13 protein-coding genes are annotated in these 13,240 nt (G+C 51.8%); 9 read left to right on the forward strand and 4 right to left on the reverse strand.

All coding sequences use genetic code 11. The features are described 5' to 3' along the window. Positions 1-3: 3 nt before the first annotated feature. Positions 4-1,338: a DUF2515 family protein gene (locus ACZ5N7_RS18980; RefSeq protein ID WP_464656150.1), complete on the reverse strand. Its 1,335-nt coding sequence runs from the start codon at positions 1,336-1,338 to the stop codon at positions 4-6. Between the two features lie 153 nt (positions 1,339-1,491). Here ACZ5N7_RS18980 and ACZ5N7_RS18985 point away from each other — a divergent pair, with 153 nt between their 5' ends. After that, complete coding sequence (locus ACZ5N7_RS18985) at positions 1,492-3,045, forward strand: copper amine oxidase N-terminal domain-containing protein (RefSeq protein ID WP_464656151.1); 1,554 nt, start codon at positions 1,492-1,494, stop codon at positions 3,043-3,045. A gap of 107 nt (positions 3,046-3,152) precedes the next feature. Here ACZ5N7_RS18985 and ACZ5N7_RS18990 read toward each other — a convergent pair whose 3' ends face one another. Then, on the reverse strand, positions 3,153-3,275 hold the full coding sequence (locus ACZ5N7_RS18990) for a VOC family protein (protein WP_464659361.1): 123 nt from the start codon (positions 3,273-3,275) through the stop codon (positions 3,153-3,155). Between the two features lie 153 nt (positions 3,276-3,428). Here ACZ5N7_RS18990 and ACZ5N7_RS18995 point away from each other — a divergent pair, with 153 nt between their 5' ends. Then, positions 3,429-3,905 carry a hypothetical protein gene (locus ACZ5N7_RS18995; protein WP_464656152.1) on the forward strand — a complete coding sequence of 159 codons (477 nt, stop codon included), beginning with the start codon at positions 3,429-3,431 and terminating at the stop codon, positions 3,903-3,905. Between the two features lie 115 nt (positions 3,906-4,020). Here ACZ5N7_RS18995 and ACZ5N7_RS19000 read toward each other — a convergent pair whose 3' ends face one another. Both ACZ5N7_RS19000 and ACZ5N7_RS19005 read right to left on the reverse strand, forming a co-directional pair. Continuing rightward, positions 4,021-4,953: an IS3 family transposase gene (locus ACZ5N7_RS19000; RefSeq protein WP_464659363.1), complete on the reverse strand. Its 933-nt coding sequence runs from the start codon at positions 4,951-4,953 to the stop codon at positions 4,021-4,023. Then, positions 4,950-5,273, reverse strand: a complete 324-nt coding sequence (locus tag ACZ5N7_RS19005) for a transposase (RefSeq protein ID WP_464656153.1) — start codon at positions 5,271-5,273, stop codon at positions 4,950-4,952. The genes ACZ5N7_RS19000 and ACZ5N7_RS19005 overlap by 4 nt, the downstream gene beginning before the upstream one ends. Positions 5,274-5,665: 392 nt before the next feature. On the opposite strand from ACZ5N7_RS19005, the gene fdhF reads away from it, so the two are divergent. From fdhF to ACZ5N7_RS19040, 7 genes are all read left to right on the forward strand, one after another. After that, positions 5,666-8,644, forward strand: coding sequence for a formate dehydrogenase subunit alpha (gene fdhF, locus ACZ5N7_RS19010; RefSeq protein WP_464656154.1), 2,979 nt, complete (start codon positions 5,666-5,668; stop codon positions 8,642-8,644). Beyond that, the gene (locus tag ACZ5N7_RS19015) at positions 8,619-9,104 is read left to right on the forward strand and encodes a helical membrane plugin domain-containing protein (RefSeq protein ID WP_464656155.1); all 486 of its coding nucleotides are present in this window, start codon (positions 8,619-8,621) and stop codon (positions 9,102-9,104) included. The genes fdhF and ACZ5N7_RS19015 overlap by 26 nt, the downstream gene beginning before the upstream one ends. Before the next feature lie 23 nt (positions 9,105-9,127). After that, a complete protein-coding gene (locus tag ACZ5N7_RS19020; protein ID WP_464656156.1) occupies positions 9,128-9,418 on the forward strand; it encodes a heavy-metal-associated domain-containing protein in 291 nt (96 codons plus the stop codon). Next, complete coding sequence (locus ACZ5N7_RS19025; protein WP_464656157.1) at positions 9,402-9,548, forward strand: hypothetical protein; 147 nt, start codon at positions 9,402-9,404, stop codon at positions 9,546-9,548. The genes ACZ5N7_RS19020 and ACZ5N7_RS19025 overlap by 17 nt, the downstream gene beginning before the upstream one ends. A 112-nt stretch (positions 9,549-9,660) precedes the next feature. Continuing rightward, on the forward strand, positions 9,661-10,032 hold the full coding sequence (locus tag ACZ5N7_RS19030) for a thioredoxin family protein (protein WP_464659364.1): 372 nt from the start codon (positions 9,661-9,663) through the stop codon (positions 10,030-10,032). Positions 10,033-10,413: 381 nt separating this feature from the next. Continuing rightward, a complete protein-coding gene (locus ACZ5N7_RS19035) occupies positions 10,414-11,427 on the forward strand; it encodes a COX15/CtaA family protein (RefSeq protein ID WP_464656158.1) in 1,014 nt (337 codons plus the stop codon). Next, a complete protein-coding gene (locus ACZ5N7_RS19040) occupies positions 11,396-13,156 on the forward strand; it encodes a UbiD family decarboxylase (RefSeq protein WP_464656159.1) in 1,761 nt (586 codons plus the stop codon). The genes ACZ5N7_RS19035 and ACZ5N7_RS19040 overlap by 32 nt, the downstream gene beginning before the upstream one ends. The last annotated feature ends 84 nt before the right edge of the window (positions 13,157-13,240 follow it).

Here is a 13,240-nt window from a genome sequence, read left to right on the forward strand (position 1 = left end):
GTTTCATCTGAACTGCGTTCCCGTCATCACCGCAATCTCCAGCTTGTTTAATCCGAAGCAGCATTCATTCGTCATATCGAAGGCCAGCGGAGGCCGGATGCTTTCAAAGAAGGCCAGCGGGCTTAAATCCCGGCACCAGTCTCCGGGCGCCGGTTCAGGTAGCGGTCTGTCAGGCCACGCGTCTTCCAGCTTCGGGCTGTAGTAACGCTCCGCTCCCGGCTTGAGGGAGCAGTTCACCAGACGGGCGGCTGACGGTTCTACACCTGGCCGGGGCTGGGGAACACCGTTGATTTTACAGGCGGCTCGCGCAGCCTCTTTCTGGACGGCACCGCGAGCCGTCTTTTTTGTGCTTGTGTAAAGCTGCGGCCAATAGTCCGCGCGGGAACCCGTATGCGGAACCGCTGCGGTGAAGCGGCGGGCCCCCTCATGAACCGCCGGAATACCGAACAACATGCCGTACAGCTTTTTCCCTATTTCAATGCGCTCCTGCAGATCACCGAAATTCTCAAGGATTAGTCCAGCCAGGCGAAGGCTTGCCGCGCCATCCGTTTCCTCATAAGGAAAGACCACATGGTTCAGCTGAAGCATCGATTGAGTTTGAAAAAACATCGTTTCCAGGACGCTCGCCTTGAAGTGGTCACTTCTCACGATCCTTCCTTCTATGTAATTTTGCTCGTTTATAATGAGCCCGGTTGTGAGCAGCGCAGAATCCTGATGCTCCCAGAACGTGTTCCATACCGGACGCATAAATTTGGATACGCTCAAATGTGGCAGCAAATGGGATAAGTTTGTTTGGTGCTTCTGTCCTTCCCGGTACAGCAGCAGCTGAGGATAGGCGTCGCCGAAGATGAGCGAGTTGGCAGTCTCCAAGAAGACAAACACCGCTTCCCGCTGGCGTTCGTTCAACAGGCGCGGAAGCAGTTCGCCCTTCAAATCCGTCATGGACCAGCCGCCGTTGCGGGACACGCAGTGGGCTAGGAAGGCCCAGTGCAGCTCCGGATGCATCCGGTATATCTCAGCATAGGCCGCCGTCCGGGTGATGTTGTTCCGGTTCAGCCGGGCGGTTTCCTGCCGGATAGAGGCCAGCATCGATTTCTCTGCCGCTGTGAGAGGTTCCGAATTTGAATGACTCTCCAGCAGCGTTTTCCTTAATTTGGATTTGACCGACTCCGCAGACTCTTTGGAGAGGGGAAGTGTATGGGCGGTGGGCGCCGTATGCAGATTGGTTTGAAGCGAACCCCATTTGCCGAGCAGCAGCTGGAGCAGGCTCTGGGGAAGAGTTTTTAGCGTGCCCATCATCTGTTTCCACTGGGGGCGGCGTATTTTTACAGCGGACATTGGCATGCCTCCAAGACTCATTTATAGTTAGGTTGCCCTGTTAAGTCTATTTTATGGGAATAAGGTGGATGAAATGAGATTTTTTTCCTATTCGTACGTATAATGGTTTGATATAGTAATTTATAGCAGGATTAAATAGGAGAGAGTGATAGAATGAGAGGTTTGGCGCAATGGAAGAAACGCTATTTAGCAGTGGGTGGTACGATGATGCTGCTTTCGGGCTGTCAGCCCGTTGGCGGGGTGGACCTGGGCAAGGTGCTGGTCAATTATGCGTCGGTACAATCCTATGAAGGCTCAGGTAAATTGTCGTTGGAGCTGGTGCAGGGAGTTACCTCCAATGTGTCCGCGGACGACCGGCAAAAACTGGAGCTTTTTAAGAATATCGAGCTAAACATCATCAATACCAAAATGCAGGACGCGCGGAACATTTCGGTCACCGGAGAATTCGTCTACACCAAAGGCCGGATTCCTTTTCAGCTCTGGATATCGGATAATCAGACCGTCGTCAAGCTCGAAGGGGCGCCTCAGCCGATCGTCATGAATGGAAGGCCTGGAATGCTCGGATCTTCTTATTTGAAAATGCAGGACCAGCTTAACGCCAAATCCAGTGATATCTCAACTGTCTTGGCCTCTTTCTTCAGCAAAACCATGCCTAATACGAATACCGTTTCTGTCGAGCCGGCTAATGTCAAAGTGAACAATGAATCAGTAAGCTCGCAAAAAATCCATACCGAATTGAAAGGGACCGAGGTGCTGCCTTTGGCGCAAGCGCTGCTGTCCAACATCCTGGCGGATGAAAAAGGGTTAAAGGAACTCATTTCCCAGCTTTATGACCTGGTGCTGCCTGTAATTAAAGAGGCGATGACGAGCGCCGGGCCGGAGTCTTCCAGGAACGAGGCGATGCAGCCCTACATGGAGAATAAGACATTGGCCGTAGAATTCGTCTATACTGCCGTCCGAAACTATTTGTCCCAGACGCTCGGGGCACTGGATACGTCGGCGGAGCAGTGGCTCTCAAGTCCGGAGGGAAAGGACGCCAAATCTTTGCTTACGGACGATCTATACCTGAAAACGGATCTCTACATAGACAGTGCGCTAAGCCCCCGCATAGTGAAGACAGAGCTTCAAATCCCTGCAAATGACGGAGCGAGCGGCATCAAGGCGGTCAGGATGGTGTCCGAGAACGACTTGTGGAATGTGAACGTCAAAACGACCGCCACCCCGATCGATATCCGGAACAAGCTGGAAGTGGGAAATGAATTTAAGCCGAATTTGTTTTTGAACTCGCTGGATAAGCAATCTGAGCTCTACAAACTGATGGTGGGCGAGCTTCATATGAACCGGAAAGTGATCAAGATGATCATGAATTCCAATGATGTGAGCCCTTCCTATAACCGGCCTTACATTAACCGGGATGGATTATCCATGGTTCCGACGCGGTTCGTCTCGGAACGTCTGGACGCCGATGTAAATTGGAACGGAAATCTGAATCAGGTGACGATAACGGACCAGGCAAACGGAATTGTCATCGTCCTTACCGTCGGCAGCAATGCAGCATTGGTAAATGGCAAGGAGCAGGTAATGGATTCCGCATCGGAGTTCAGAAACAGCTCAACCTTTGTGCCGGCCAGATTTATTGCCGAGCAGCTGGGCGCGAAAGTGGAATGGGATAATGCCACGCGCACGGTGACGATTACGAAAGAGTAACGAGTTGGAGGACGGTCGGGGCGGCCGTCCTTTTATTTTAATATCGCCTAAAGAACACCGAGCCTGACAGCATTCCTGCTGCAGGCCCGGTGTTCTTTCAATTCATGCTATTTTTCCTGTGGCGTAACCACTTGCCAACAAACCCCAAACGGATCACGCACACGGCCAAACATCGCGCCCCAGAACATGCGCTCGAACGGCATCAGCACTTCGCCGCCTTTACATTTAATGGATGGCTAGAAAGTAAGGTAAAAGAGATATTGTTAGGAGGAGACAAATGAAGACCTCCCTTGATTATTATTATTCTTATATATGTAGGTTAATTTCCCCCACTCGAACCTGTCGCTCCGTCTTTGGAGCTGCCTTTCGATGTCCCGGCACTATTGGAACTCTTAGAGTCGCTGCTTGTCGGACTTTTTGCCGATGCACCGCCAGTGGAACCTTCTTTGGAAGCTCCTGCGGAACCTCCTGCACTGCCGGAACTCTTAGAGTCGCTGTTGCCTGTCGAATCTTTAGTGGAGCTGCCAGCGGAACCTTCTTTGGAAGCACCAGTGGAGCCTCCTGCACTTCCGGAATCTTTGGAAACACTGCCTGTCGAACCGCTGCCGGTACTTGTTCCACTCTCGCTTTTAGCATTGTCGCTGCACCCTGACAACGCCAGTACTGAAGACATAGCAACAGTTAAAAATAATACTCCTACTTTTTTCAATTTCTGTATTCCTCCTCGCTTCTGTTATTCTCGTTGTGACCTAATAGATTTACCCATCAAAAAGTCGATTGAAACAGCAGGGTTTTCCGATGAGTTCCGAAAAACACGAAGGGGCAGCGTCCAATCCATTGCATTTTGTGCAGCAGACTAAGGGACATGGACAGTGGATAAAAGCTCCCATTGTAAAAAGCGGCTAGGCCCCCTAAATCCGGAGTCCGCACCAATTAAAACCGTAGTTTATCAGAATAGCTCTATTTCTCGAGATTTTACAGGGCTTTGTGGAAGATCGAACGGTCTTCCAGTTGCATGACCCACTCTGAAAATTTAGCAGGCGGCATTCGTTTTAAGCTGCCGTGCATTTTTCGATTATTGTAAAAGTCCATGTAACGATCGATCTCGGCGTAAGCCTCCTCAAAGGACATGAAGTCCATCTTTGAAAAGAGGTCACGTTCCAGCAAGCTATGGAAGGATTCAATATATGCATTCATGTTTGGGGTTCGCGGCGGGATCCGCTCATGAACCATTTCGAGACTTTCACAAGTATCTCCGAAAAGTGTGCTGACGAATTGAGGCCCGTTGTCCGTGCGAATCACGGGTAGCGTTTCTCCCGCATGGATTCGCTTCTGTAGCGCTCGCCATAACGTTTGACAGGCATGTTTGGCTTCGCATACAGGACCTCTATAATAGTCGACGACGACACGGTCGAACACATCAATGATGCTGAGTACAAAAAAGAAGCGTTCACGACCAGGAACATAGCCGTATTTAATATCCATTTGCCACAGCTGGTTCGGTCCAGTCACTGTGCGGTTCTTAGGCAGTCTGCGAGGGTGCTTGGTGTGCTTCTCCCGCTGTTTCTGCAGGATACCGAGTTCCTTACAAAGTCGATAGGACTTCTTTTTATCCAGCACCAATGCGCGCTCATTTCGGAGAGATTGGGCGAGGAGCTTATACCCATACACATGTTCCTCGCCTTCTACAAGCTCCAAGAGCCATTCTTTAATCTGTTCATCGCTTATTTTCTTCCCTTCGGTTGTCAATGAATAACCGGGGCAGGGCCTACCTTTCTGGCCGTTAGACGCGTGAACTGTCTCTGTAGCCGCTCGCTTCCTCCGATCGTAGTAAGTTGACTCTGACAGACCTATGATTCGCAGAACTAGCGCTGCTTGTTCACCCCGCTTAATAAACCGGTCTGCTATTTCGTATTTTTCGGATAAGCGGGGTTCTTCTTTTTTAAGAGTTCACGCAGTATTTCAATCTCAAGCTCTTTTTCACCAAGAATTTTGACTGCTTTCTCATATTTCTCTTCGACCTCTTGAAGCCTTTTCAGCTCCTGAATTTGTTCATCAGTCGAAGGGATTTCGTCGGTACCCACTTGATCTCGGTACTCCCTAAGCCAGTTACGGATGGTCTCGGGATGAATCTCGTATTTTCTAGCTAATACCGCAATCTTGATCCCTGAGAGGGCCTCTCGAACGATCTTTAACCGAGTCTCTTCAAATACTTTTTTCGAACGCATTTTGTCCCGCCTCCCATTACCTTCAGTCTAATTTATTGGGGGCTCGGACTCCAGTTTAATTAGGGGGCCTAGGAGAAAGTACAGTGTTTTCGCTTGAATTTTCCAATTCCCCTGCTTTCACCGAAAATCCGTTGTATGAAATGCAAACGGCAGCCCGGAAATTGGATGTATTCGGAAGTTCTGTTGCAGGAAATACAATCCAGCTCAGATCAGAAAGGAGCTTCCAACAGCTTTAGTTCAAAATACCTCCAATAGACCCGCATCGCTAATTCGTATTTGGCCATGGCCACACTGCCCAAGTTTTTACTGCTGCCGGCGTATGCTTTTCCATCATTCGGAAACCATATGGGTTAGGCATAAGTAGACATGGACTAGTGACAAGGTGGTGCGAAATGAAGGAGCAGACATTTTCTATACAAATTAACGACACGGACTACTTGTGTCAGCCTGACCAGAGCATTTTGCAGGCGGCCGAGTCCCATGATTATTACATTCCGCATATCTGTTATCACGGTAACTTGGGTGCCATCCAGTCCTGTGATACGTGTATGGTGGAAGTGGATGGGGAGTTAAAAAGGGCGTGCGCCACCAAAGCCCGGCCAGGGATGAAAGTGAGCAGCCTGTCGGCCAGGGCGAAGGAGGCGCAGCTTGAGGCCATGCAGAGGATTTTGCAGAACCATGAGCTTTACTGCACCGTCTGCGACAACAACAACGGGAATTGCACCGTTCACAATACGGCCGAATATTTGGAAGTCGAGCATCAAAAATATGAATTTAAACCAAAGCCGTATCCTCCCGATAACTCGCACCCATTCTATCGTTATGAGCCCGATCAATGCATTCTTTGCGGCCGCTGCGTAGAAGCCTGCCAGGATCTGCAGGTGAATGAAACGCTGACGATCGATTGGAATCTTGAAAGGCCGAGAGTGCTTTGGGATAACGGGGTTCCCATTGATGAGTCATCCTGCGTATCCTGCGGGCACTGCGTAAACGTATGTCCATGCAATGCGCTGATGGAAAAATCGATGCTCGGCGAGGCCGGATTTCTGACGAAGATTCCGAATGACGTACTGCTGCCGATGATTGACCTCACTAAAGAAGTGGAACCCGGTTACCAGGAGATTTTTGCCATATCCGAGGTAGAAGCCGCCATGCGGCAGGCCCGCATCAAACGGACTAAAACGGTCTGCACTTATTGCGGCGTCGGCTGCAGCTTTGAGGTTTGGACGAAAGACCGGGATATTCTGAAAATCCAACCTCTGACGGAAGCGCCGGTCAACGGAATTTCAACTTGTATCAAGGGAAAATTCGGATGGGATTTTGTCAACAGCGAAGAACGGTTAACCAAGCCGTTGATTCGAAAAGGAGACAAGTTTTTTGAAGCGACATGGGATGAAGCTTTGAATCTGATTGCGGACAAGCTGAAAGAGATCAAGGAAACGCACGGCCCGGACTCTATCGGCTATATCGCTTCATCGAAATGCAGCAACGAGGAAAACTTTCTATTCCAAAAATTCGCACGCGCCGTCATGGGAAGCAACAATGTGGATAATTGCTCCCGTTATTGCCAGTCTCCGGCAACGGCGGGACTTATGCGGACGGTTGGAATCGGCGGCGATTCGGGGACCATCTACGACATCGCCAGCTCGGAGCTGGTGGTTGTTGTCGGAGCCAATCCGGCCGAATCCCATCCCGTATTAGCTACACGCGTCAAACGCGCCCATAAGCTCCATGGTCAAAAATTGGCGGTTATCGATCTCAGAAAGCATGAGCTGGCGGAAAGAGCGGACGTTTTCCTTCGCCCTAAACCGGGCACGGATCTGATCTGGCTGTCCGCCGTCACTAAGTACATTGTCGATCAGGGATGGGAAGACCGGGAGTTTCTGGGCAGCCGTGTGGATGGGGTGGAGCAGTACATTCAATCTATACAAAAATACACGTTGGACTACGCGGCAGAGAGAACAGGTCTCACGAAAGAGGATTTAGTACATCTTGCCACTATGATCCACGAAGCCAAAACCGTTTGCATCCTGTGGGCCATGGGAGTTACTCAGCACATGGGCGCAACGGACACAAGCACGGCGATATGCAATTTGCTGCTGATCACAGGGAATTTTGGACGCCCCGGGACGGGTGGTTATCCGTTAAGAGGACATAACAATGTGCAGGGAGCTTGTGATTTTGGCACCATGCCAGCTTGGTTTCCGGGCTATGAAGCCGTACAGGATGAGACGGTTAGAGCTCGCTATGAGAAAGCGTGGGGCGTGCAGCTCCCTGAAAAACCGGGCTACAACAACCACCAGATGGTGGAAGGCATCCATAATGGCGAGCTGAAAGCCATGTATTTATTCGGGGAAGAAATGGCATTTGTCGATTCGAACTCGAATCACGTTCAGGCCGCCTTCGAGAAGCTGGACTTTTTCGTGGTGCAGGATATCTTTTTCTCCAAAACCGCCCATTTTGCCGATGTGGTGCTGCCGGCTTCGCCAAGCCTGGAAAAGGACGGGACGTTTACCAATACGGAAAGACGCATCCAGCGTTTCCATAAAGTTTTCGAGCCGCTCGGCGATTCGAAGCCGGACTGGCAAATCTTCCAGGAAGTGGCCAATCGCTTTGGGGCAAACTGGAACTATACGCATCCAAGCGAAATTATGGCGGAAGCGGCCAGCCTGGCGCCTATTTTCGCCGGAGTCAGCTACGAACGGCTGGAAGGATGGAGCAGTTTGCTTTGGCCTGTTGCGCCTGATGGACAAGACACGCCGCTTTTATTCACCGTGAAGTTTGGATTCCCCGGCGGAAGGGCCAAATTGTTCCCGGTGGAGTGGACGCCTCCTTATGAAGCTGGAGAAGAATACGATCTCCATTTGAACAACGGCCGGCTGCTCGAACATTTCCATGAAGGAAATATGACGTACAAATCCGACGGAATTTCGCACAAGGTGCCGACCGAATGGCTGGAGGTATCGCCGGAGCTGGCGAAAGAACGGGGCATAGACAGCGGCGCACTGGTCCGGCTTACCTCGCCTTACGGCCATGTGGAGGTACGGGTAGAAGTAACGGACCGGGTACACGGCAACGAATTATATCTGACGATGAATTCAAACGAGAACCAGTCGGCTGTGAACTATTTGACAAGCAGTTATCACGACCGTGTCACGCACACTCCGAATTATAAAGAAATGGGTGTCAAGATGGAGATTTTGGAGCGGAAAGGAGAACGGCCGCTTCCCCGCGAGAACCATCGTTACGGAAATCGTGTGCCGCAGCTGGGCGTCAGGGTGGAAGACAAATGGAAACGGTCGGATTACATACCGATTCCGGAAATTATCGACGGGGGGGATAGCATTGGCCAAGGCGATTATCGACATTGATAAACAAGTCCCGAATCAGGCGGAAGAGGAAGCCCAATCTATTCAACAAATTCTAAAAGCGGCCTCCACTCATCGCGAATCGCTGCTCGCATTCATGGATGTGCTCGATGAGCTGCATAAAATGGGAATTTTGGAGGCTGTCCAGGCCATGCTGAAAAACAAGAAGCAAATCGCTCTCGTCGGGCTGGGCCAGTTGAACAAACCGGGTGCGCACCGGCTGATAAAAAACGGGATGGGAGCCGTACAATTTTTGACCACACTGGATCCCGCGAAGCTTCAAACCATATTGAACGGTGTGTCTGCGGGCGTGGAGCAAGCTGTCGAGAAGGACCCAAACAAGAAAAAGCCGGGATTATGGGGTATGGCCAAAAGCTTGCGCGAACCCGAAGTGCTGTCCTCCATGTCAATGCTGACGAATTTTTTAAAGGGCATGGGCCGCGGTTTGAACAAATCTCACTGATTTTCATGAAAGGGTGCGTTTAGTTGGTTACAAAAACCATGGTTATTCAGGGTATGAATGATCAATCCGATGCCGACAAAGTAAGTCAAGCCCTGCATGAGATATGGGGCATCAATAAGGTGAATGTGAGCCTTAACCGCGGGGAAGTCACTTTCTCATATGATGAGTTATCGGCTTCGCTGAACGATTTTGAGGAGGCTGTTCTCGAGCTGGGATTTGAAATTGAAACCGGGGATCAGATAGTCGAAAGCAGCCTGCATGATTGGCATACCGAAAATTCGGCTGGGGGAAACGGCAATGCCAAACGTCTGTGAAGTGTGCGGAATCGACGAAAAAACAGCGGACACTAACTTAATGCAGAACCATCTGCATATTTGCCCGAACTGCATGAAGGACCGGCAGCTGCTGGAATTCTGGGGAAAACCGGACGAAGAAATCCAATAAGCGAAGGTAGAGTGGCTGTCCATGATGTATGGGCGGCCTCTCTGTTCGTTTGCGCATGTATTGACATCGGTTCTATTCTTTGTTAAAACGGTATAAACCGAAAGCAAAAACAATCCAAAGGCAAAGGCTGGTGCTTCTCATGCAAAAAGTTAACAACGAGCAGGTGTTCGAGCAGAATATAGCCTCCGATAAATTGACAATAGCCGTTTTTAAAGCGACCTGGTGCAAGGACTGCCATTTCATTGAGCCGTTCATGCCCGAGCTGGAAGAAAAGTATGGCGACAGGATCAATTTTATTGAACTGGATCGGGATGAAATGGCGGATTTGTGTGAAAAGCTGAACATCCTCGGCATTCCGAGCTTCATCGCTTTCCGCGGCGGCAAGGAGCTGGTCCGCTTCGTTTCCAAGCTTCGCAAAACAAAGGAAGAGATCGAGCAGTTCTTCGACCGTGCCATCGAAGTTTCCAACGCGGCGGCAAAGTAGCGGTTTTACGGTTTTTCTTGCCTTTTTCTCTTCCATCTCTTTAACAAAAAAGCCGCGTTCGGCTTAGAACGTGCTCTATATCGCCGGGAACCGTTGCGTGGAGGACTGGCATAAGGGGTGGAAGTGCGGAGCGCCCGCCTTTGAACTTTGGTTCCTTCCACCTGACATAATCAGGGAACCAAAGTTCAACAGCGGCTGGAACCCGTTATGCGCAGGTCGGAACCCCGGCAGTTTCCCGCATCAGACACTTTCTCCAAGAACGTGTCTTTTTTGTGCCGTCAATGCATTGTAACATTCAAAATGGATTTGCCTTAAAAATATCGATATAATAATACTTGACATCATTCGACGATGTTAGCATAACGGAATCAGGTGATATGAATGAAACAAGCTTCTGATTTTACTATAAAAGAGCGGATGCAAGCCTACTTGAAAAGATTCTCGTACGCTTCGGCGATTGGAATGTTCCTCATTCTGGTGATGGGCGCATTGGTAACGAAAACCGAGTCCGGACGGGGCTGCGGAGAGGATTGGCCGCTGTGCAACGGGAGGTTTATTCCGGCCTATACGATCGAGTCTCTCATTGAATATAACCATCGGCTGGTGGTAGGCGCGGTGAGCATGATTTTGCTGGCCACGGCTCTTCTGGTATGGATATACAGTAAACGGAGCGATGCCAAATTCTACGTGTCCGGCGCCTTGCTGTTCACTTTGCTGCAAGCGGTGCTCGGCGCTTTGGCCGTCGTTTGGCCGACGTCTTCCGCCGTTCTGGCGCTCCATTTCGGATTCTCTCTCATCGCTTTCGCCTTTACTCTTCTGCTCGCCATCATTTACTCTCCTTACGGAGGCAAAAAGACGGCGGATGGCGGATGGGATTCCGGGCAAACTGAGCCTTTAAAGCTTTCAAGCGGCTTGAGCACAGGAATTTGGCTCATCGCTGTTTACTGCTATGTGGTTGTTTATCTTGGCGCCTTTGTGCGGCATACGAACTCCACCGCCGGCTGCATCGGCTGGCCGCTGTGCAACGGCAAGCTCGTTCCCGCTCTCGAAGGAGCCACGACAATCGTCTTCATTCACAGAGTGGCCGCTATCTTGTTTCTTGTCTCCGTGCTGGCCCTTTTTCTGTATGTACGAAAAAGCCACCGGGGCAACGCAAATTTTTATTCGTGGGTGAGAGCCGCTTTAATTCTAACCGTACTTCAGGTGCTCAGCGGGGGTTACCTAACCTATATGATTGGGCATGACTGGTATTTGCTCGCCAGTTTGCTCCATACAGTGTTGATTTCATGCCTTTTCGGCTTGCTCAGCTACTTGTGCATGCTGACGTTACAATGGGAACCGGTTGAGGGAAAGGGAGAAGGCTATGTCGTTCGGCAATCTACGCGCATTTCTTGATGCGCTCCGGCAAGAAAATCAATTGATTGAAGTCTCCGCGCAAGTAGACCCTTATCTGGAGATCGCGGAGATCCACCGCAGGGTGATAGAGGAAGAAGGTTCCGCTCTTTTGTTCACGAATGTAAAAGGGAGCCCGTTCCCCGTCGTGACGAATTTGTTCGGGACGAGCCGCAGGGTGGACCTGGCGTTCGGTCCCAAGCCTGAGCAGCTGATGAAGGATATTATAGCGGCTAAGGACACCATGGTTCCTCCCACACCCAAGGCGCTGTGGAACCAGCGCCAAATGATCTTCGACCTGCTGAAAGTGGGCATACGGAGCGCGAGCCGCTCGGAAGCACCGATTCTGCAGGTATGCAACCGTACGTCGCCGCTGTCCGAGCTGCCGGTGATCACGAGCTGGCAGGAGGACGGCGGTCCGTTCGTCACGCTGCCGCTCGTGTACACCGAGCATCCGGACGGCGCCGACCATAACCTCGGCATGTACCGAATGCACGTATATGATGGCCGCACGACCGGCATGCATTGGCAGATCCACAAGGGCGGCGGTTTCCACTACCACGAGGCCGAGAAGAAGAACGCTTCCCTGCCCGTGACCGTATTCCTCGGCGGCCCGCCCGCGCTGATCGCCTCCGCGATTGCGCCGGTGCCCGAGCACCTGCCCGAGCTGCTGCTCGCTTCGCTGATCATCGGCCGCAAGCTGCCCATGGTGGATAACCCCATGGGCGGGCACCGCCTCGTCGCCGAGGCGGAATTCGCGATATGCGGCGAAGTGCCGCCGCATATGCGCAGAGCCGAAGGGCCGTTCGGCGACCACTTCGGCTACTACTCGCTCACACATGATTTTCCCGTTTTCAACGTCAATCATGTGTGGCACCGCAAGGACGCCATCTACCCGGCGACCGTCGTAGGCAAACCGCGCCAAGAGGATTACTATCTTGGCGAATTCCTGCAGCGGCTGCTGTCACCCGCTTTCCCGCTGGCGATGCCTGGCGTACGTTCGCTGTGGACGTACGCCGAGACCGGCTTCCACCCGCTGGCCGCCGCCATCGTCCGCGAGAGCTACTCGCGCGAAGCGCTGGGCTCGGCCTTCCGCATCCTTGGCGAAGGCCAGCTGACGCTGACCAAATTCCTGATCGTGACCGATCAGGCGGTCGAGCTCTCGGATTTCCCGAGGCTGCTCGAGACCGTACTGGAGCGTTTCAACCCGCACCAGGATCTGTTCGTGTTCGGAAACACGTCACACGACACGCTGGATTACACGGGCCACAAGCTGAACCACGGCAGTAAAGCCGTGCTTATGGGCGTGGGCTCCCTGGTCAGGGAGCTGCCGCGCTCCTACACAGGCGCCGCGCTTCCGGGCATCACCGGCGCTGCGCCTTACTGCGCCGGCTGCCTGGTCATCTCCGGCGCGTCCTACGAGCAGGATCCCGGCCTCGCCCAGCGGGTGCTGGAGCAGTCGGCCGCTCAGCTGCAAGATTGGCCGCTGGTGATCCTGGCGGACAGTACCGGCATTGTCGGCAGCCAGACCGCTTTTTTATGGACGGTATTTACCCGCTTCAACCCGGACAGCGATATGTACGCGAAGTCTTCTCTGCAACGGCATCATGTAAGTTACGAGCTGCCTCTTTTGATTGACGCCAGAATGAAACCGGGGTATCCGGACGAATTGTTCCCCAGAGAAGATATTGTCGAGCTCGTCGATCGGCGCTGGAAGGATTATTTTGCTTAAACGCTGCGTAACCGGGATGGAATGCAGTCCTTTTTACCGGCGCATACTATCTTAGTACGATTCACGGCATCTTCAACAAACGCA

It is taken from the genome of Paenibacillus sp. JCM 18996, assembly GCF_055392555.1.

Bases quoted from the DNA above. Each gene is read 5' to 3' on its own strand.
- ACZ5N7_RS18980 (WP_464656150.1), bottom strand. From the start codon at position 1,338: ATGTCCGCTGTAAAAATACGCCGCCCCCAGTGGAAACAGATGATGGGC.
- ACZ5N7_RS18985 (WP_464656151.1), top strand. From the start codon at position 1,492: ATGAGAGGTTTGGCGCAATGGAAGAAACGCTATTTAGCAGTGGGTGGT.
- ACZ5N7_RS19005 (WP_464656153.1), bottom strand. From the start codon at position 5,273: ATGCGTTCGAAAAAAGTATTTGAAGAGACTCGGTTAAAGATCGTTCGA.
- fdhF (WP_464656154.1), top strand. From the start codon at position 5,666: ATGAAGGAGCAGACATTTTCTATACAAATTAACGACACGGACTACTTG.
- ACZ5N7_RS19025 (WP_464656157.1), top strand. From the start codon at position 9,402: ATGCCAAACGTCTGTGAAGTGTGCGGAATCGACGAAAAAACAGCGGAC.
- ACZ5N7_RS19035 (WP_464656158.1), top strand. From the start codon at position 10,414: ATGAAACAAGCTTCTGATTTTACTATAAAAGAGCGGATGCAAGCCTAC.
- ACZ5N7_RS19040 (WP_464656159.1), top strand. From the start codon at position 11,396: ATGTCGTTCGGCAATCTACGCGCATTTCTTGATGCGCTCCGGCAAGAA.